Raw genomic sequence first — 19,992 nt, forward strand, 5'->3', positions numbered from 1 at the left:
TTTGTGTACACCAAATAACCTGTGGGAGCGGGCTTGCCCGCGATTGGAGCGACGCAGTCTCAAAGTGAGGGCTCAGTCAGTTAGCCCCATCACCCGCCGATAAAACGTCCACTCCTGCTCCAGCGCATGTGCCTGGTTGGCCGCGCGGCGGAAGCCGTGGCGTTCGTCAGGGTAGTAATGCGCCTCGACCGGGATGCCGTTGTGCTCCAGCGCCGCGACCATGTCGCGGGTTTGTTGCGGCACGACCACCGCGTCCAGTTCACCTTGAAAGAAACTCACCGGCACGCGAATGTTGTCTGCGTGCAGCAGTGGCGTGCGGGAGGCATAGCGTTCGGCATCTCCTTCGGGATCGCCGATCAGCCAATCCAGATAATCGCCCTCGAACTTGTGCGTGGCCCGGGCCAGCGCGACCGGGTCGCTGACGCCGTAGAGGCTGGCGCCTGCGCGGAAAACCTGTCTGAACGCCAGCGCACACAGCGTTGTGTAGCCACCCGCACTGCCGCCGCGAATGAACGCGCGGTCACCATCGATCAAACCTTGGCCAGCGAGATAGCTGACCACCGCGCAGGCATCCTCGACATCCACCTCGCCCCAGCGCAGATGCAGCGCTTGGCGATATTCGCGACCATAGCCACTGCTGCCGCGATAGTTGAGGTCGGCGACAGCAAAGCCGCGCTGCGTCCAGTACTGGATGCGCGGGTCGAGTATCGGGTAGCACGCCGACGTCGGGCCGCCGTGGATAAACACCACCAGCGGAGGTTTCGCTTCACCGCTCATGGCCGGGTAAAAGAAACCGTGCGCCTCGCCGGAGCCGCTCGGATAACGCAAGGTCTGCGGACGGCTGATGCGTTCGGCAGGCAATGGAGCCACGCCGCCAGCGAGGATTTTCACGGCATGCGACACACGATCAATGGCGATCACTGCCGACGGGCTGGTCGGCGATGCAGCGATGCAATAGATGAATTGTTGATCCATCGCCAAGTGGCGGAAGCGGCTGTAGTCACCGCTGAAATCTTCACTTCCAAGGGCCAGGCGACCGAAACCATCCTCGCTCCAACTGGCTAAAAATTGATCACCGACAGGCAGCCACGTGCAGCCGCCTAGCTGCCACGGCGCGGGCGCGTGATCGGCCGCGACGCTGGCCAGCGCTTTCAGGCCATCGGTCGTTTCGCCCCACGGCTGCCAGTAGCCGTCACGGTCCGTCAGGCAATAGAGCCGCCCATCAGCGTCGAATCGCGGCTGCTGGATCGACTCCTCCATCTGCGTACCGGCAACACAGCGAGGCGCAGAAAAATCGCCTTGCGCGACCATCAAGCGCGTCGAGGTCCACGGCTGATGCGGGCGACTCCACTCGATCCACGCCAGCCGCTGGCCATCGGGGCTGAGCGTTGGTGACGCATAAAAATCCGCACCCTCGGCCAGCACCTGTCGCGTACCGGTCGCCAGATCAATTGCCACCAGGCGATGCCGATCCTGCTGCTCTTCAACCGCCAATACCCGGCCAGCGGCGAATTGCAGATCGCCGTAGCGGCAGTCAGTCGACGTCAGCGCGACCGGCTCGCCATCCAGCGCCTGCCGATACATCTGCTGATCCGCTTCATTGACGAAAACCACCCCGTCAGGCGTCAGACAAAACGCACCACCGCCATATTCGTACACGCGGCTACGCACGCTGAAGCCGTCCGGCGTCAGACTTTTCGCTGCGCCATCGCGCCAATGCCAGATCCGGCATGCGGCATCCTCGGGGCGGTATTCATTCCAGAACACACCATGGGCGCCGAGCTGCAGTTCGGCGAAGTCGGTTCCGGCGGCGACGGCTTGGGCGGCGCTGAAAGGCTCAGCCCTTGGCGATGAGGCGTGAGTTTCGTTCATTGCGAAAGGCCAATTGTTCGATGGTTTGAGTGGCGGTCTCGGCTTCTTCGCGGGCCTTGAGGATCACGCCGTGATGTTCGGACTTGCTGCACACCGGGTCGGCATTACTGGCATCACCGGTGAGCATGAACGCCTGGCAACGGCAGCCGCCGAAGTCTTTTTCTTTCTCGTCGCAAGAGCGGCATGGCTCGGGCATCCAGTCGTAACCGCGAAAACGGTTGAAGCCGAACGAGTCATACCAGATGTGCTGCATGCTGTGCTCGCGCACGTTGGGAAACTGCACCGGCATCTGGCGGGCACCATGGCAGGGCAGGGCGGTGCCGTCCGGGGTGACGGTCAGAAAGATGCTGCCCCAGCCGTTCATGCAGGCTTTCGGGCGTTCTTCGTAATAGTCCGGAGTGACGAAAATCAGCTTGCACGGATGCCCTTCGGCTTCCAGCCTGGCCCGGTATTCGTTGGTGATGCGTTCGGCGCGCACCAGTTGCTCCTTGGTCGGCAGCAGGCCAACACGGTTGAGCTGCGCCCAGCCGTAGAACTGGCAAGTGGCGAGTTCGACGAAGTCGGCCTCCAGCGCAATGCACAGTTCGATAATGCGGTCGATCTTGTCGATGTTGTGCCGATGGGTGACGAAGTTCAGCACCATCGGATAGCCGTGGGCCTTGACTGCGCGAGCCATTTCCAGCTTTTGCGCAAAGGCCTTTTTCGAACCGGCGAGCAGGTTGTTCACTTGCTCGTCGCTGGCCTGAAAACTGATCTGGATGTGATCGAGCCCGGCCTTTTTGAAGTCGCTGATTTTCTGCTCGGTCAGGCCAATGCCGGAGGTGATCAGGTTGGTGTAGAAACCCAGCTGCCGCGCTTCATGGATCAGTTCGGCCAAGTCCTGACGCACCAGCGGTTCGCCGCCGGAAAAGCCCAATTGCGCCGCGCCCATCTCCCGCGCTTCGCGGAACACCTTGATCCATTGCTCGGTGGTCAGCTCTTTGCCCTGCTCGGCGAAATCCAGTGGGTTTGAGCAATACGGGCATTGCAACGGGCAACGGTAGGTCAGCTCGGCGAGCAGCCACAGCGGCAGGCCGACTTCAGGTTTTGGCGGGACTTGCACGGACGAATCAGGCAAGTTCGATCCAGTGCTGCGCACGGGCAACCTCCATGAATTGCTCGATGTCGTCACCAAGCTCGGGCACGCCGGGGAACTGCTCGTCGAGTCTGGCAATGATCGCCGCGACATCGCGTTCACCATCAATCAAGCCGCCGATCAGTGCGGCGCTGTCGTTGAGTTTGATCATGCCTTCAGGGTAGAGCAGCACGTGACCCTTTTGCGCCGGCTCGTATTGGAAGCGATAGCCCGGGCGCCAGCTCGGCACTTTGCTGCGGTCGAAACTCATAAGATGATTCCTTTATGCCAGACCCGTTGTTCGGTCACGCTGTGATACGGCGGACGGTTCAGTTCGTAGGCCATGCTCATGGCATCGAGCATGCTCCAAAGAATGTCCAGTTTGAACTGGAGAATTTCCAGCATGCGCTCCTGGCCTTCGCGGGTCTTGTAGTGCTCGAGGGTGATCGCCAGCCCATGTTCGACGTCACGCCGCGCCTGACCGAGGCGGGTGCGGAAATATTCATAACCGGCCGGGTCGATCCACGGGTAATGCTGCGGCCAGCTGTCGAGGCGCGACTGGTGGATCTGCGGCGCGAACAGTTCGGTCAGCGAGCTGCTGGCGGCCTCCTGCCAACTGGCGCGACGGGCGAAGTTGACGTAGGCATCGACGGCGAAACGCACGCCGGGCAGCACCAGTTCCTGGGAGCGCAATTGGTCCGGATCGAGGCCAACAGCCTGGCCCAGACGCAGCCAGGCTTCGATGCCGCCATCTTCACCGGGTGCGCCGTCGTGGTCGAGCAGGCGCTGAATCCACTCGCGGCGGATTTCCCGATCCGGGCAATTGGCGAGGATCGCTGCGTCCTTCAGGGGAATGTTCACCTGATAGTAGAAGCGGTTGGCGACCCAGCCCTGAATCTGCTCGCGGGTCGCGCGGCCTTCGTACATCGCCACGTGGTAAGGGTGGTAGATGTGGTAGTAGGCGCCCTTGGCGCGCAGGGCCGCTTCGAATTCGGCGGGGGACAGCGGGGTGTCGGTCATTGCGGTTCTCCGGGGAACAACCGTTGGATTCTGTGGTGTCTGTCAGGACGTCATCGCTGGCAAGCCAGCTCCCACAGGTTTTGTGTACGGCACAGATCCAATGTGGGAGCGAGCTTGCTCGCGAAGTGGCCGGTCGCTACAACACAATACTCATGCCGTCGTACGCTACTTCAACGTCACGCCGCGCCAGTTCGGCACGCTCCGGCGAATCCTCGTCGAGGATCGGGTTGGTGTTGTTGATGTGGATAAGTACCTTGCGCTGCTCGGGCAACTGCTCCAGCACTTCGAGCATGCCGCCAGGCCCGTTCTGCGCCAGATGGCCCATCTCGCGACCGGTGCGGGTGCCGACGCCACGGCGCTGCATTTCATCGTCATCCCACAGCGTGCCGTCGACCAGCAGGCAATCGCTGCCCGCCATGATTTCCAGCAACGGCGCATCGACCTTGCCCAGTCCCGGCGCGTAGAACAGCTTGCCGCCAGTGTTGAGGTCTTCAACGATCAAACCGATGTTGTCGCCCGGATGAGGATCGAAACGGTGCGGCGAATACGGCGGCGCGGCGCTGCGCAACGGCAACGGGGTGAAACGCAGATTCGGGCAGGCGGCTACGGTGAAGCTCTGGTCGAGCTCGATACGGTTCCAGTCCAGCCCGCCGTTCCAGTGGGTGAGCATCTTGAACAGGGGAAAACCGGTGCTCAGGTCTTCGTGAACCATGTCCGTGCACCAGACCTGATGCGGGCAGCCTTCGCGCAGACTCAGCAGGCCGGTGGTGTGGTCGATCTGGCTGTCCATCAGGATGATCGCGCTGATGCCGGTGTCGCGCAGCGCCCGGCCCGGTTGCATCGGGGCGAAGCTTTGCATTTGCGCGCGGATGTCCGGCGAGGCATTGCACAGCACCCAGTTCACGCCGTCATCGGAAATGGCGATGGACGATTGGGTGCGGGCCTTGGCATTCAGGCTGCCGTCGCGAAAGCCTGCGCAGTTGACGCAGTTGCAGTTCCACTGCGGAAAACCGCCACCGGCGGCCGAACCCAGAATCTGGACGAACATGAACGCTCCATCATTTCAACGCGGAAAATAAAACGCCTCGGCGAGCCGAGGCGTTGCACTGCGATTCTGCGTAGGCAGAACTCAGCGGCTTGCGAAGTACATGGTGACTTCGAAGCCGATACGCAGGTCGGTGTAAGCAGGTTTGGTCCAGGCCATGAGATGTCTCCTTCTGAGGGTTGGGATAGCGCTATCCATAGTTATAGTCCACGGCAGCGCGGTGATGTTCCAATTAGTTAGGCGGCTATGTTACTCAAAATTTCAACGCCGTGACCCGTGAATCTTTGAGAAAGCTCCTTGCAGCCTCGGTAATGATCAGTTTGCCGCTTGCCACGGTGTGCCCGGCATCGATTCATTGGCCAGGCAATGCCAGCCACTCTCGGCATTGATCAGGCGCTGCGCAGCGGCCAGCAAAGCCTGGCGATCGAGTTGCCGGATCGCCGTGACCAACTGCTCCCGGTAATCCGACGAATGGCCGACAAGCTTGCCTTGCCAGAGGAGTTCGGCGGCATCCTTGGTGGACAGTGTGGTGTCGTCGAACTGATCGGCGAGGCTTTGACGCTGTTGCTCGAGGCTTGCTTCATCGAGCGTTTCGATCAACGCGGGAATGCTGTTGAAGAACTCCTGAATGTATTCGAGCAACTTGCCCGCCGGGTTCGTCGGCGATTGCACGCCAAAGACAATCGCGGTCATGCCGTGCAACTGGCGCAGCGCGCTGAACACGGCGTACCCCAATTGCAATTCGACACGCAGGCGCTGATAGAAAGGCGTCTGGTACAACTGAGCCAGAAGGCGCCACGCTGCTTCATCAGCGATGTCGCTGCTGGCAGTCGGGCAGATCAGCAGCAAGGCGTGTTCGCTGGAGGCCGTGTTGATCTGGCTCCAGTGGTACTTGCCTTGGGCGATCGGTGTCACCGGTAGCTGATTGTCCGGTGTGCCGGGAATGCGGCTCAGCGCCAGGCCCAAGGCTGACTGGGTTTGTTGGTTAAGGCCTAGAGCGAGGCCGTCCCAGCGCGAAGTTGTCCACAGCTGATTGGCGTCATCGCTGGTTTCAATCGTGGGCAGGGATTTCTCTGGCAACGCTTCGAGTAGTTGGCGGATCGGCATCGACGGTATCTGCACCTCGTCGCGCGGCGAATCGGCGCCGATCATCGTCAGACATTTCAGCGCATGCTCGAGGACGCTGGGCATCGGTTCCTGTAGTCCGGTCATTTTCAGCAGGCATTGGTTACCTGCGGCGCTGAAAGACAAGTCCACTCCGGCTTCGGACGCATCCTGTCGGGTCTGGCGCAGACTGCGCTGCAATCTTGCGCGCAGATCGGCGCTGGCCGCCGTCTCGACCTGCCAGCGCAGGTAAATCGCGCCCTCATCGCTGTTGTCCGGCAGCGCCTGGCTGAACTGCATGGGCGATCGCTCGCGGCGACTGCGCGAGCGATCCTGGGCGAAGGTGCGCAGGCCACGGTGGGCGCTGGTCTGGCCGCGAATCAGCCCGGCGTTTGCCAGTGGCTCGCTGGCTCGCAGAAAAGGATTGGCGGCGGGCAGATGCCAATGATCGCTGAAGTTATCCACAACGCCGATTTCGCGAAGGATGTGCTCAAGTGCGGCAGCGCCGGATTCGGACAGGCCGAATGCTTGCTGCTCAATGTCTAGGCGCGCCAGTTGCAACGCGCCGCTGACTTGCTGCTGGCGCTGAAGCAGGGCGGCGTATTCCTCGCGCAACGGCGTCCAGTCCTGACGGGCGAAGAAGCTCAGCCAATCCAGCAGCCGTTCGTGAATGGCGTTCAACTGCTCGCCGTCGGCATGGAATTGAAGATGCAGCAGCGCTTGGCCGGCGAACTGGTAAAGCGGCGTGGCTTTCAGGCTGTCAGCCAGATTCTGTTGATGCAGGTATGCGAGCAATCCACCAGGTTTTGCGCTATTCAACCAATGACAGAGAAAGGCCATCGCCTCGGCGGATGACTCGGGCAATGCGTCGAAAGCAAATAACAGGTTCGTGTGAACGCCGACCTGTTGATAACTTTTCACTGCCAACGGTGGCGGTGCGGCCTGGGCAACTTTATCCCCAACCGGCAACACCGCTGCGAATTGCTGCGCCAGCTCCCCAAGCTCATCGATACTTTGTGGCCCGACCAGACTCAGGCTCATTTGCCCGGTTCGATAAAAGCGCTGATGGAGATCTTTCAGCGCCGACTGAAACCCAGGCGATTCGACCTGCAAGCTGTCCCGATTGCCCGCATGAAACCCACGCAACGGGTGCTGCGCGGGTAAACCTTCATACAGGGCAAACTGCTGCTGTGCTGTCGGATCCTGCGACCAGGCGACAAATTCCGCCTGCAGCACTTCCCGTTCACGCAGTTGATCGTCCCGATTCATCCGTGGCCGGGCGAGCATGTCTGACAGACGCTCGAGCCCCGCGCTGAAGGACGACACAGGCAACTCGAAGAAAAAGTCCGTGGTGCGCTCACGGGTGCTGGCATTCACTTGGCCGCCGTGACGTTGCACGTAGGCCATCAGCCCTTCGTCTGTGGGAAAACGCTCGGTGCCGAGAAACAGCAAGTGCTCGAGAAAATGCGCCAGCCCCGGCCATGCCAATGGCACGTCATGGCTGCCGGCCGCCACGCGCAACGCGGCAGCGCTGCGCTTGAGACCGGGCACGTGGCGCAGGGTCACGCGCAGGCCGTTGGCCAGGGTTTCAGAGTGGGGGCGGGGATGAGTCGGCGCGGGCATGGGCACTTCCAGAACAGTGAAGTGCTCATGCTAGCGGATTAGCGGCGGTTGAGCGCGCCGTAAAGCTCCGGGCGGCGATCGCTGAGATAGCGATTGGCCTGGCGTGAATCGTTCATCAGTTGTCGGTCCAGTTCGCCGACGATCAACGCCTCGTCCAGACCTGCCAGAGCGATGCGGCTGCCGTCCGGCGCGGCAATGCTGCTTTGCCCGCAATACTGGATATCGCCTTCATGTCCGCAGTAATTGGCGTAAACCACGTAGCACTGGTTTTCGAAGGCGCGGGCACGCACGGTGACATCGGCAACGAAATCGAACGGAATCATGTTGGCCGTCGGCACCACGATCAGCTCGGCGCCGGCCAAGGCCAGGCGCCGCGCGTTTTCCGGGAACTCCAGGTCGTAGCAGATCAGGAAGCCGAGCTTCCAGCCGTTCAGCTCAACCACCGGCAACTCCGCTTCGCCGGAGCTGAACATCGACCGGTCGAGATCGCCGAACAGATGCGACTTGCGGTAATTGCACAGACGCTCGCCGTGGGCGTCGATCAGTTGCACGGCGTTGTAGATCTGCCCGTCGGCGGTGCGCTCCGGGTAGCCGTAGACAATCGCCAGACCGGCAGCCTTGGCAATCCGGCCGATCTGCTGCGCCCATTCACCGTTATAGACCTCGGCCAGCGTGCCGACCGCTTCGGCGCCGATGTTGTAGCCGGTCATGAACATCTCCGGCAGCACCAGCAGATCGGCGCCTTTGGCCTCCATCGCTACTTGATGCAGGCGATGCAGGTTGGCGGCGGGGTCCAGTGGCAGCGGTGGACATTGGTAAACGGCTACGCGCATCGGGGAATCCTCTTACTCGGGCAGGGCGATAGGGCCGATGTCTTTGAACACATCACCCGGGCCGGGGTTCTCTTTATGTGTGGATCCGCCGAAATGTTTCATGATGCCCCACACCGCGTTGAGCGAAGTCTGCACCGCGCCTTCGACCCACGCCGGTGTCCACGACACGTCGTCGCCGGCGATGAAAATCCCGCGCTGTTCGGCCGGCATGTCGTCCTGCATGAAGTGCGCGTACATACGCTGGTTGTAGCGATAATGGCCGGGCAGGGCGCCTTTGAAGGCACCGAGGAAATACGGATCGGCTTCCCACGACACGGTGATCGGATCGCCGATGATCCGCGCGGCGATGTCGACTTTCGGGTAGATCTTCTTCAGCGCGTTCAACGCCAGCTCAACACGTTTCTCCACCGGATGCGGGAGCATTTTCAACGCGTCGCTCATCCACGAGTACGACAGGCAGATCACCCCCGGCTTGTCGTCGCCGTTGTCGAACAGATAGGTGCCACGGGTCAGGCGATCGGTGAGGGTCATGCTCATCACGTCGCGGCCGGTCTCCGGATCCTTGTCTTTCCAGAATGGCCGGTCGACCATCACGAAGGTTTTCGACGACTGCATGTAGCGCGTGCGGTCGAGGGCCATCCACATCTTCTGCGAGAACAGGGTTTCATCGCATTCGATCTGAGTGGTCAGCAGCCAGCTCTGGCAGGTTGTCAGGACGGCGGCGTATTCGCGGGTGTCACCGTTGTTGTCGGTAACGGCGAAACGGCCCTCCGGTGCATGAGCAATTTTCTTCACGCCGGAACGCGGCGCGCCACGGTGCAGGGATTTCAGGCTGGTGCCGGCCGGCCAGTGCACACAGCGCTCCGGCACATGGCGCCAAATGCCCTGTGGCACCTGCTCGACGCCACCGACCACCAGGTGTTGGTGATCGTCGCAATTGGTCATCACCACGCGGAAGATTTCCAGCATCGAATTGGGGAAGTCCGAATCCCAGCCGCCGGTGCCGAAACCGACCTGCCCGAACACTTCGCGATGCTGGAACGACAATTTGGCAAAGGCTTTCGAGGTGGCGACGAAGTCATAAAAGGTCCGGTCGTCCCACAGCGGCACCAGCTTGTTCCACAGCTCTTTCAGGCGCGGCACATCGCGATCGCGAATGGCTTGCTGGATATCGGAGAACTGCGAACCGGCTTCCAGCGCATCTGCCCAGGCGTCAGCGACTTCCTGGAACAAAGCAGGAAGATCCTTCAGGCTTTCGGCGTAATAGGTTTCGCCTTCCAGATCGATCACGGTACTGCCCGAAGCACCGGTCAGCGGGTTGGGGAAAGGCTTGGTTTCGAGGCCGAGCTTGTCCACGTAGTGATAGAACGCCGTGGAGGACACTGGAAAGCGCATGCCGCCAAGCTCCGCGACGATGGCGTCGGTACCGTTGAAGGCTTGCGAGCGCAGACGACCGCCGAGTTTCGACGCCTCGTACACCACCGGTTTCAAACCGAGTTTCATCAGTTCATACGCAGCCACCAGACCGGCAATGCCCGCCCCGACAATCGCCACCTCAGCGCCATGGTGCTGCTCGGGAATGCTCCCCAGGCCGGCGGGATGCTCGATCCAGTCGTCAAACGCGAACGGAAAGTCCGGACCGAAAATGGTGACTGGTTTTTTTCCGTCTGCAGGATGGCGGTTGTTCTTGTTCATGGCTGACCTTGTTGACGACCCGACGCAGGATTCGCGTCTGAGTATAGGAAAAGATGTCAGCCATTCTAGGGAGCGTGGAGCGCGTTAATAAGACGCAATGTGTCGTCGTTTTGCCTGATTATTGTGCAGATTGACGATTTCAGGCTGCATACCGACCAAAATGTGGGAGCGAGCCTGCTCGCGAAGAGGCTCTGAAATTCACCCGAGAAGCTCGATCAAAATCTTAAACCGGCTGCCCCCGATCTATCTTGCTACTCAGAATGATCGACGTCGTGGTCTTCTCCACCCCATCGACGCTGCCAATCTGATCCAGCAACTGATCGAGCTGCTCCGGCGAGTCGGTGCGCAACCACGCCACATAATCAAACTCGCCACTCACTGCACACAACTGCTGCACCTGCGCCATCGCACTCAGGCGCCGCAGCACGTCCTTGCCGGAACGCGGCTGCACCTTGATCCCGACGTAGGCCTGCAAGCCACCATCGACCACACGCTGACCAAGACGCACGCCATAACCGGTGATCACTCTGGCCTTTTCCAGCCGGGCCAGGCGCGACGTCACCGTCGTGCGAGCAATGCCTAGCTGACGGGCGAGCATGGCCACGCTTTCGCGGGCGTTGATTTGCAGCGCGGCGATTAGCTGGCGGTCGATTTCGTCGAGGATGGGTTGGCGGGTGTCTGGCAAGGTGGGCTCCATTGGCGTTGAGTCGGAGGGAGGCGCACTTTACAGGCAAATAGGAAAGGCTTTTGCGCCATAGCAAAGTGGTCACTGATGAATTTGATGAAACAAATGTTCTGACAATTGATTTGACTTGTCTGCCCTGTTTCCCAAGAATGCCAACAAGAGCGCGAAATCTGCTGCCTTGCAGGGCATTAGCAGATGTAGGTACCTCAGCGATGCTGCAACATCGGTGTCAGGTGAGACCTCTTCATCCCATTTCCTGAGGATGCAAATATCAGGATTTAGATGTTACGGGCAGCCCGATGGCTGCCCTTTTTTTGTCCGTAAGAATGTACCGCCTATACAAAAGCTCGCCTTTTCGATGCCTGTTCATGGCTCTCGCCGGAGCGTGCATAAAATTCCACAGAACGTGTCCATTCCGAATGTCTACAACCACAAGCATGTCATTTTTTGCCTCATAGGCATTGATGAATGCCACGCGGTGTCCGCCGTTATCGTATCGGACTTTCCATATTTCAAAGGGTCCCGTTAAGGTATCGATAGCGTGTCGAACATAGCGCTCGCGCGAGTCCGGGCGTTTTTCAACGATGTGGGCCAGTTTGTCTCTCGCAACCGCAACGTTTCCAATCGGCGTCAGGATCGTGACGGCCATAACAGACTCATCGATGAATCCGAAGTATTCCAAGAGTATTCCCAAGGCACCCGCTGCATCGTCAGCCCTTTTTATTTCTGTGATTGCGGCTGATCGAAGTTCTTTTGAGAGTGTTCTCAAGTCGGGTAGGGCAAGATCGATCCAGGTTGCTTGGTCGGCTGCTTCGCTGATTGTTGGAGCAGCATTCATGAGCATGGAAACAATCCTGGGCGGCGATGGCGTCAGGAGATTAATTGCTCGCAGGAAAGCCTCACAAGGCTGCAAACGTCCCGGAAGCATCGCTTCAGAATGATCCTACAGATAGCGCAGCTTTCTTCCTGGGTCGGAATTAGCCAGACTGAGAAACCGCACCCACAAAAAAGCCGCGCATCAAGCGCGGCTTTTCAATTTGGTGGGCCCACACGGACTCGAACCGTGGACCAAAGGATTATGAGTCCTCTGCTCTAACCAACTGAGCTATAGGCCCTCAGTAGGCCGCGGATTATAGCGACGGTTTCGCGGCTGTGCTATCCGAAAAATCCGATACGGTTATATGCAGAAACGTCGCGGCGAATTCGTCCGGGGGCAGCGGCAGGCTGACGATGTAGCCCTGTATCTGTTCGCACCCTTCAGCAGCGAGGAATTGTTGTTGCGCCTGGGTTTCCACGCCTTCGGCAATCACGGTGAATTGCATGCTGCGACCGAGCGCGATGATGGCGCGTACGATCGCTGCGTCGTGGGGGTCGTCAGGCAGTCCGCGGACGAAGGACTGGTCGATCTTGAGGATGTCCAGCGGCAGGCGTTTGAGATAGCTGAGCGAGGAGTAGCCGGTGCCGAAGTCATCGATCGCCAGTTGCACGCCGAGGTGTTTGAGCTGGTGCAGCACTGCCAGCGCCTCTTCGGCCTGACTCATGATGAAATTCTCGGTAATTTCCAGTTGCAGTAAATCCGGCCTGAGGCGGTTGTCCTTGAGCAGTTGCTCGATGCGCACCAACAGGTTCGGCTGACGCAGCTGCGCGCCAGCGAGGTTCACCGAGAGCGGCCCCAGCGGTTGGTAGATTCGGCTCCACTCGAACATTTGCCGGCAAGCGGTCTCCAGCACCCAGTCACCGATCTGCAGGATCATGCCGTTCTCTTCGGCCAGCGGAATGAAATGCTCGGGCGGCACGTCGCCGAAGGTTGGGTGGCGCCAGCGAATCAGCGCCTCTGCACCGACCAGACTGTGGTCGACCAGGCTGATTTTCGGTTGGTAACAGAGAAACAGCTCATCGCGCTCGATGGCGCGGCGCAGTTCGTGTTCCAGCGCTACGCGCTCGCTGGCCTGGGCGGTGAGGTCGCGGGTGTAGCTTTCGACGCGGTTACGCCCCTTGGCTTTGGAGCGGTACATCGCCGCGTCGGCGTTTTTCACCAGTGTGGCGACATCGCAGCCGTCGCGGGGATAAAGGCTGGTGCCGATGCTCGCGCTGATAAAAAACTCGTGTTCGCCGGCCTGGAACGGCGCACCGAAGCAGTTGAGCAGTTTCGTCGCGATGTTGTCGGCGTCACTGGCTTGCTGCAAGCCTGGCAACAGGATGATGAATTCGTCACCGCCCAATCGCGCGACCGTGTCGATATCGCGCAATTGTTCTTTCAAGCGCACGGCAATGCCCTTGAGCAACAGGTCGCCGACCGGGTGGCCGAGGCTGTCGTTGATGTGTTTGAAGCGGTCGAGATCGAGAAACAGCACCGCGCCCTGGCCGCCATTTTCCTGCTGGCTGGTCAGGGCCATTTGCAGGCGACTCTCGAACAAGGTGCGGTTGGGCAAACCGGTGAGGGGGTCGTGGTGAGCCTGGTAATCGAGCTTGGCCTGGGCATGCTTGAGGCTGGAAATATCGGCGAACACCGCGACGAAGTGAGTGATGAACTTGTCGCGATTGCGCACCGCGCTGATGGTCAGCCAGCTCGGGTACAGCTCGCCGTTCTTGCGCCGGTTGGAAATCTCGCCTTGCCAGTGGCCTTCGTCAGTCAATTGGTGCCACATCGCCGCGTAGAAAGCGCTGTCATGCAGCCCTGACGCCAGCAAGCGTGGCGTGTGGCCCAGCGCTTCACTTTCGCTGTAACCGGTGATTTCGGTGAATGCGCGATTGACGGCGCTGATGTGTTGTTGAGTATCGGTGATCAACACGCCCTCGGCGGTGCTCTCGAAAACGGTCGCGGCCTGCTGCAGTTTTTCCTGCATGAGATGGCGTTCGGTGATGTCGCGGGCGATGGTCAGCATGCAATCCTCGTCGCCGATCGGCAGCGGTCGACTGGACACTTCGCACAGGCGAATCTGCCCGTCGCTGCGACGGATGTGGCAAGTGAAGTCGCGGACAAACCCGTCGCGCTTTAGCAGATCGAGCATCTGCTTGCGTTCGTTGAGGTTGACCCAGATACCCAGGTCCAGTGTCGACCGATCCACCGACATGGCGCTGTTGAAACCGGTGATGCGGCTGAAACCTTCGTTAACCTCCAGCAGCAGGCCGTCGCTCTGGCGCGACAGCAACAGGCCGTCGGGCGACGCATGGAAAGCCTTGGCGAATTTTTCTTCAGAGGTTTGCAGTTGCTGTTGGGTTTCCTTGAGCTGGCTGATGTCGCGTACTACAACCACCAGCGCCGGTGTGGTATCGAGGTCGAAGGGCTCGGCGGAAATCAGCCCGGTGAACAGTTGGCCGTTGTTGCGGCGAAAGGGCATTTCCAGATTACGGATGCTGCCGGCCTGCAAACGCTGCAAGAGGCCCGGCCCCACCCCGGGGATGCCCCAGATATTGAGGTTGGTGGCGGTCTGCCCGATCACCTCCTCGGCCCTGAGGCCGATCTGCTCTTCGAAGGCCTCGTTAACCTCCAGCAGGCAGCCGTCGGACAGGCGCGCAATCACCAGAATGTCCGGGCATTGCTCAAACACCGAAGCGAACTTCTGCTCGGACAGCCGCAGCGCTTCTTCGGTGCGTTTGATTTCGCTGATATCGATCATCAACCCGCGCATCACCGGTTCGTGGCCATGCTCGATCAGGCTGACAATGTCGCGCACCCACAGGCAGCGGCCGTCGGCGGTGATCACGCGATAATCGACGATGTGATCGCGGCCCTGGCGCAGCGCTTCCCTGCAATAGTTCTGCGTGCGGGTCAGGTCGGCCGGGTGAATGATGTTGTGCCAGAAACCCGGAATCAGCCAGTGAGACTGTGGATACCCGAGCAGGTCTTCAGCATGGGGCGAAACATAGCTGTAGGTGAAGTCGCTCATCCGCGCTTCCCAGGCGATCGCCGACAAACTCTCCACCAGGCCACGGTAGTGATATTCGCTGCTGCGCAATTCCTGTTCGAGGTCGATGCGCCGGGAGATTTCCGAGCTCAGGCGACGGTTGATGCGAATCACCACGGCCAGCACCGTCATCAACAACAACAGACCGGGCAGGCCATACATCAGCAGGTCCGACCAGAACGTGCGGTGGTCGAGCACATTACCGACCCAATGTTCCTGAATGCTGCTGATTTCCGCCGGTGTCATGTCGGCCAGGACTTTATCGAGAATGCCCACCAACATCTTGTTGTCGCGGGGCACGGCCATCGCCAGTTGATAGCGATACGGGGTTTCGCCGCTGACGTAGAGGCCGTCGAGTTTGAGCTGGCGCAGGCTCCAGACGCTGGAAGCCAGATCGCCGACCACCGCGTCCACTTCATCGGTCGCCAGGGCTTGCAGCGCCGAACTAACATTGGGCATGGCCACCAGATTCAGATCGGGATGGTGAGTGCGCAGCAGTTCGTGGGGAGCGTAGTTTTCCACTACGGCGATTTTCAGACCGTACAGGTCGTCGAGTTTGCGCGGCTGGGCCCCGCCGACATGGGCCAGAATGACGATCGGGAAGTCGAGGTACGGCCGGGTAAATGACAGGTAATTCTGGCGTTCCGGCGTGGACATGATTCCCGGCAGCAAATCGATCTTGCCTTTTTTGACCTGCTCCAGCACCACCGTCCAGCTTGCCGGTTCGATGGGCGTCAGCTTGATCGCCAAACGTTGGCGAATCACGTCGATATAGTCAGCGGCGAGACCCTGATAGCGGTTCTGGTCGTCACGAAATTCGAAAGGCGGCCACGATGCATCAACACCCAGGCGCAAGTCAGGGTGAGCCGCCAGCCAGCTGCGTTCTTCATCGGTGAGAGTCAGCGCGTCAGCCGTGGCGGTGCAGATCATCAATGACAGCAGAAAAAGCACGGGCGCCAGTCTGGGCATAACGCTCTCGTCAGGGCTTGGGATGATTGTTTCGAGTGTAGACGGGGTACGCGACGGGGAGGGCGGAGCGGGGAATTTAATCTGCCATAAAACAAAACCCCCGGCCTGGGCCGGGGGTTCTGGTATCACTCGTCGAGGAAGGAGCGCAGATGCTCGCTTCGCGTCGGGTGGCGCAGCTTGCGCAGCGCCTTGGCTTCGATCTGACGGATCCGCTCACGCGTTACGTCAAACTGTTTGCCCACCTCTTCGAGCGTGTGGTCGGTGTTCATGTCGATACCGAAACGCATGCGTAGTACCTTGGCTTCACGGGCAGTGAGGCCGGACAGCACTTCGCGAGTCGCTTCCTTCAGGCTTTCCACTGTGGCGACATCGATTGGCGACTGCATGGTCGAGTCTTCGATGAAGTCGCCCAGATGGGAGTCTTCGTCATCACCGATCGGGGTTTCCATGGAGATCGGCTCTTTGGCGATCTTCAGTACCTTGCGGATCTTGTCCTCAGGCATTTCCATGCGTTCGCCCAGCTCTTCCGGAGTCGGTTCGCGACCCATTTCCTGCAACATCTGCCGGGAAATACGGTTGAGCTTGTTGATCGTCTCGATCATGTGCACCGGGATACGGATGGTGCGCGCCTGGTCGGCGATCGAGCGAGTGATCGCCTGACGGATCCACCAGGTGGCATAAGTCGAGAACTTGTAACCACGACGGTATTCGAACTTGTCCACCGCCTTCATCAGACCGATGTTGCCTTCCTGGATCAGATCGAGGAATTGCAGACCGCGGTTGGTGTACTTCTTGGCGATCGAGATCACCAGACGCAGGTTGGCTTCAACCATCTCTTTTTTCGCGCGGCGGGCCTTGGCCTCACCGATCGACATGCGACGGTTGATGTCCTTGATTTCTGCGATGGTCAGGCCGGTCTCGGTTTCCAGCGCAATCAGCTTCTGCTGGCAACGGATGATGTCCGGCTGCACGCGACCGATGGCTTCGGCGTACTTGCTCTTGCCTTTGGCCAGGGCGTCGGACCAGCTTTCGTCGACTTCGTTGCCCGGGAACTGACGCAGGAAATCGGCGCGCGGCATACGTGCATCACGTACGCACAGCTGCATGATCGCGCGCTCTTGCTGACGCAGGCGATCCAGGGCACTGCGTACACGCTCGACCAGGGCTTCGAATTGCTTCGGCACCAGTTTGATCGGCATGAACAGCTCGGCCAGGGCCAGCAACTCGGCAACGGCTGCCTTGTTGTGACGACCGTGCTTTTTCAGGGCCTTGCGGGTGATTTCCATCTGGTCGGCGACGGCACCGAAGCGCTGCGCAGCGATGACCGGATCCGGACCGCTTTCGGCTTCTTCTTCATCGTCGGAAGATTCGGCATCATCGTCGTCGGTATCGTCGTCGGCCTTGACGGCTTTCGGGTCAACCGGCGGCGGCACTTCTGCCGCAGGCGGCGCGATGCCGTCGTCCGGGTCGATATAACCGCTCAGGACGTCGGACAGGCGACCACCTTCGGTGGTGACGCGGGTGTACTCGGAGAGAATGTGGTCAACCGTGCCTGGGAAGTGCGCAATCGCGCTCATCACTTCACGAATGCCTTCTTCGATCCGCTTGGCGATTTCGATTTCGCCTTCACGGGTCAGAAGCTCGACCGTACCCATTTCACGCATGTACATGCGCACCGGGTCAGTGGTGCGACCGATATCGGTCTCCACCGCCGCCAACGCAGCGGCTGCTTCTTCCGCAGCGGCCTCGTCGGTATCGGCGTCGGCCAACATAAGGGCGTCCGCATCCGGAGCACTCTCGTGTACGGGGATCCCCATGTCGTTAATCATGCGGATGATGTCTTCCACCTGCTCCGGATCTGAAATATCCTCGGGCAGGTGGTCGTTGACCTCGGCGTAAGTCAGATACTTCTGCTCACGACCCAGTTTGATCAACTCAATAATACGAGACTGCTGTTGCGCTTTTCCGGACATAACACCCTATCCACTGAAGGTCTTGGCGGGCAAAAAACAAGCCGAGGATTATACCTGAGCTATGACCTCACGCGCCAGTTGAGGTCGGGTTTGATGCGGAAACATTGCGACTTAAAAGGTCGCGCAGTTGATTTTTCTCTTCGACGCTCAGTTCGCTTTGCCGCGCTTTCCTGAGTAACTGTTCGAGATTTCGCTCGCGTTGGCGGGCGGACAAGCTAGTAATGGTGTCGAAAAACTGTTGTTCAAGGTTATCTCCGTCAATCAGCCATTCCTTTTCTGCCAGCGCCTTGAGTAAGCGACCCTGTTCAGTACCGTGCCATCGCGCGATCAGCTGAAATGAGTTTAGCTTGGGATTCTTCTGTACGGCTTCGAGCAGCGCCACAAGCAGCTGGGCGTTGGTCTGATTTTCATCGGCAATGTGCCCGGCGTCTTCGACGCGCTTGGCCAGTTGCGGATGATGGAGCAATGTTCGCAGTGCCGTCAGGGTTGGCGATTCAACGCCAATCGGCGTACGCGGGCGCTGCTGTTCGCGATCGCCACCACGCTTGCCGTTCTTGTCCCACGGTTTCTTGTCCCACTTCTTGCCGCCGGCGCCGGGTTTCTTCGGCGTCCATTCCTGCTGCGGCGCATACATGTCCTGCGCCTGCGGCTGATGGTAGTCGCTGTAGTCCGGCATGGCGTCATAATCGAAGCCCGGATCGTAGGCGGGCGGTGCTTCCTGCGGCGCACTCTGAACCAATTGGCTGACGGTTTCGCTGCTCAGGCCAGTGATTTCGGTCAGGCGCTGACGCATGAGAATACGCAGGTTTGCGCCCGGCACCTTGTCGATCAATGGTGCGGCGAGGGTGGCCATGTGCGCCTTGCCCTCAAGAGAGCGCGGGTCGGATTCTTCGGTCAGTTGCTGGAAAAAATAATCGGCCAGCGGCTGCGCGTGCTGATTGATGCGCGCCTTGAAAGCATCGGTGCCTTCGGCGCGAACCAGGGTGTCCGGGTCTTCGCCTTCGGGCAAAAACAGGAACCGCGCGCGACGACCGTCCTGCAGGCACGGCAGGGTCGCTTCCAGTGCACGCCAGGCTGCGTTGCGGCCGGCCTGGTCGCCGTCGAAGCAGAACAACACGTTCGGGACGACGCGGAACAAGCGCTTGAGGTGTTCTTCGCTGGTCGCGGTACCCAGCGTGGCGACGGCATTGCGCAAGCCTTGCTGGGCGAGGGCTATGACGTCCATGTAACCCTCGACGACGATGATTTCGTCGAGGTTGCGATTGTTCTTGCGTGCTTCATAAAGGCCGTAGAGTTCCTGGCCTTTATGGAATACCGGGGTTTCCGGTGAGTTCAGGTACTTGGGCTTGTCGTCGCCCAGTACGCGACCGCCGAAGGCGATGATCCGTCCGCGGGTATCGCGAATCGGGAACATCACGCGATCGCGGAAGCGGTCATAGCGTTTGCCGGTTTCGGCGTTCTCGATCAGCAGGCCAGCTTCGATCATGGCCTTCTGTTGCAACGTGTCGCTGCTCAGATGCTTGAGCAGGTTGTCCCAGCCCGGCGGCGCAAAACCGAGGCCGAAATCCCGAGCGATCTCGCCCGTCAGCCCGCGCCCCTTGAGGTAATCCACCGCAGCCTTGCGCGACGGATGACTCTTGAGTGCCTGCCGGTAAAAATCAGCGGCGGCGGTCAGCAGCGGGTACAGCGGCGAATCGGTCGGCTGGCGCGGCTTGCGCTCGCGACCGCTTTCTTCGCGGGGGATTTCCATGCCGGCGGCTTTGGCCAGATCTTCGACGGCCTGGGGGAAGTCCAGGTTGTCGTGATCCATGAGAAAGCCGAGGGCGTTGCCGCCGGCGCCGCAACCGAAGCAGTAATAGAACTGTTTGTCGGGGCTGACGCTGAATGACGGGGTTTTCTCTTTATGGAACGGGCAGCAGGCGGTGTAGTTCTTGCCGGCCTTCTTCAATTGCACGCGCGAGCTGACCACGTCGACGATGTCGGTGCGGTTCAGCAGGTCGTCAATGAAGCTCTGGGGAATCAGCCCGGCCATGGCGTTCTCGTCGTCTGCGCTGCAATAAATCCGTTGCGACAGGCCGTCGGACGCGGGCCATTGCTGGAAACGCACAAAAAGTGCGGCTCGACCGGTGTCGTCTGCGGAATCGCTGTCGG

General features: G+C 60.0%; 14 protein-coding genes and 1 tRNA gene. All 15 read right to left on the reverse strand.

What is annotated here, in order from left to right:
• Positions 1 to 72: 72 nt before the first annotated feature.
• Positions 73 to 1,872 carry an alpha/beta hydrolase family protein gene (locus tag ACV8MC_RS09150; protein WP_252868389.1) on the reverse strand — a complete coding sequence of 600 codons (1,800 nt, stop codon included), beginning with the start codon at positions 1,870 to 1,872 and terminating at the stop codon, positions 73 to 75.
• Complete coding sequence (gene pqqE / locus ACV8MC_RS09155) at positions 1,838 to 3,010, reverse strand: pyrroloquinoline quinone biosynthesis protein PqqE (protein ID WP_041476712.1); 1,173 nt, start codon at positions 3,008 to 3,010, stop codon at positions 1,838 to 1,840. Before pqqE ends, ACV8MC_RS09150 begins: the two co-directional genes overlap by 35 nt.
• The gene (gene pqqD, locus ACV8MC_RS09160; RefSeq protein ID WP_041476711.1) at positions 2,982 to 3,257 is read right to left on the reverse strand and encodes a pyrroloquinoline quinone biosynthesis peptide chaperone PqqD; all 276 of its coding nucleotides are present in this window, start codon (positions 3,255 to 3,257) and stop codon (positions 2,982 to 2,984) included. Before pqqD ends, pqqE begins: the two co-directional genes overlap by 29 nt.
• Positions 3,254 to 4,006, reverse strand: coding sequence for a pyrroloquinoline-quinone synthase PqqC (pqqC, locus tag ACV8MC_RS09165; protein ID WP_039757691.1), 753 nt, complete (start codon positions 4,004 to 4,006; stop codon positions 3,254 to 3,256). The genes pqqD and pqqC overlap by 4 nt, the downstream gene beginning before the upstream one ends.
• A 136-nt stretch (positions 4,007 to 4,142) precedes the next feature.
• Positions 4,143 to 5,054: a pyrroloquinoline quinone biosynthesis protein PqqB gene (pqqB, locus tag ACV8MC_RS09170; RefSeq protein ID WP_305381638.1), complete on the reverse strand. Its 912-nt coding sequence runs from the start codon at positions 5,052 to 5,054 to the stop codon at positions 4,143 to 4,145.
• Between the two features lie 81 nt (positions 5,055 to 5,135).
• Complete coding sequence (gene pqqA, locus ACV8MC_RS09175) at positions 5,136 to 5,210, reverse strand: pyrroloquinoline quinone precursor peptide PqqA (protein ID WP_003444522.1); 75 nt, start codon at positions 5,208 to 5,210, stop codon at positions 5,136 to 5,138.
• A gap of 156 nt (positions 5,211 to 5,366) precedes the next feature.
• The gene (pqqF, locus tag ACV8MC_RS09180) at positions 5,367 to 7,778 is read right to left on the reverse strand and encodes a pyrroloquinoline quinone biosynthesis protein PqqF (protein WP_305381636.1); all 2,412 of its coding nucleotides are present in this window, start codon (positions 7,776 to 7,778) and stop codon (positions 5,367 to 5,369) included.
• A 38-nt stretch (positions 7,779 to 7,816) separates the two neighbouring features.
• A complete protein-coding gene (locus ACV8MC_RS09185) occupies positions 7,817 to 8,611 on the reverse strand; it encodes a carbon-nitrogen hydrolase family protein (RefSeq protein ID WP_457265077.1) in 795 nt (264 codons plus the stop codon).
• Positions 8,612 to 8,623: 12 nt separating this feature from the next.
• A complete protein-coding gene (locus ACV8MC_RS09190; protein ID WP_024014552.1) occupies positions 8,624 to 10,306 on the reverse strand; it encodes a flavin monoamine oxidase family protein in 1,683 nt (560 codons plus the stop codon).
• A 223-nt stretch (positions 10,307 to 10,529) separates the two neighbouring features.
• Positions 10,530 to 10,991: an Lrp/AsnC family transcriptional regulator gene (locus tag ACV8MC_RS09195; protein WP_041476707.1), complete on the reverse strand. Its 462-nt coding sequence runs from the start codon at positions 10,989 to 10,991 to the stop codon at positions 10,530 to 10,532.
• 271 nt (positions 10,992 to 11,262) lie between these two features.
• Positions 11,263 to 11,835, reverse strand: coding sequence for a PBECR2 nuclease fold domain-containing protein (locus ACV8MC_RS09200; RefSeq protein WP_056786649.1), 573 nt, complete (start codon positions 11,833 to 11,835; stop codon positions 11,263 to 11,265).
• A gap of 194 nt (positions 11,836 to 12,029) precedes the next feature.
• Positions 12,030 to 12,106: transfer RNA gene (locus ACV8MC_RS09205), tRNA-Ile, on the reverse strand.
• A gap of 15 nt (positions 12,107 to 12,121) precedes the next feature.
• Positions 12,122 to 15,868 carry a bifunctional diguanylate cyclase/phosphodiesterase gene (locus tag ACV8MC_RS09210; RefSeq protein WP_252877000.1) on the reverse strand — a complete coding sequence of 1,249 codons (3,747 nt, stop codon included), beginning with the start codon at positions 15,866 to 15,868 and terminating at the stop codon, positions 12,122 to 12,124.
• 125 nt (positions 15,869 to 15,993) lie between these two features.
• Entirely contained in the window at positions 15,994 to 17,841 is a 1,848-nt protein-coding gene (gene rpoD, locus ACV8MC_RS09215; RefSeq protein WP_024014550.1) for an RNA polymerase sigma factor RpoD, read from the reverse strand.
• 67 nt (positions 17,842 to 17,908) lie between these two features.
• Positions 17,909 to 19,873, reverse strand: coding sequence for a DNA primase (gene dnaG / locus ACV8MC_RS09220; RefSeq protein WP_024014549.1), 1,965 nt, complete (start codon positions 19,871 to 19,873; stop codon positions 17,909 to 17,911).
• Between the last annotated feature and the right edge of the window lie 119 nt (positions 19,874 to 19,992).

This window comes from Pseudomonas sp. PK-RTE-24 (assembly GCF_054052265.1).

Coding starts and splice junctions, on each gene's coding strand:
- pqqB (WP_305381638.1), bottom strand. CDS start 5,054: ATGTTCGTCCAGATTCTGGGTTCGGCCGCCGGTGGCGGTTTTCCGCAG.
- pqqC (WP_039757691.1), bottom strand. CDS start 4,006: ATGACCGACACCCCGCTGTCCCCCGCCGAATTCGAAGCGGCCCTGCGC.
- ACV8MC_RS09150 (WP_252868389.1), bottom strand. CDS start 1,872: ATGAACGAAACTCACGCCTCATCGCCAAGGGCTGAGCCTTTCAGCGCC.
- dnaG (WP_024014549.1), bottom strand. CDS start 19,873: ATGGCCGGGCTGATTCCCCAGAGCTTCATTGACGACCTGCTGAACCGC.
- ACV8MC_RS09185 (WP_457265077.1), bottom strand. CDS start 8,611: ATGCGCGTAGCCGTTTACCAATGTCCACCGCTGCCACTGGACCCCGCC.
- ACV8MC_RS09210 (WP_252877000.1), bottom strand. CDS start 15,868: ATGCCCAGACTGGCGCCCGTGCTTTTTCTGCTGTCATTGATGATCTGC.
- ACV8MC_RS09190 (WP_024014552.1), bottom strand. CDS start 10,306: ATGAACAAGAACAACCGCCATCCTGCAGACGGAAAAAAACCAGTCACC.
- pqqF (WP_305381636.1), bottom strand. CDS start 7,778: ATGCCCGCGCCGACTCATCCCCGCCCCCACTCTGAAACCCTGGCCAAC.
- pqqD (WP_041476711.1), bottom strand. CDS start 3,257: ATGAGTTTCGACCGCAGCAAAGTGCCGAGCTGGCGCCCGGGCTATCGC.
- ACV8MC_RS09200 (WP_056786649.1), bottom strand. CDS start 11,835: ATGCTCATGAATGCTGCTCCAACAATCAGCGAAGCAGCCGACCAAGCA.
- rpoD (WP_024014550.1), bottom strand. CDS start 17,841: ATGTCCGGAAAAGCGCAACAGCAGTCTCGTATTATTGAGTTGATCAAA.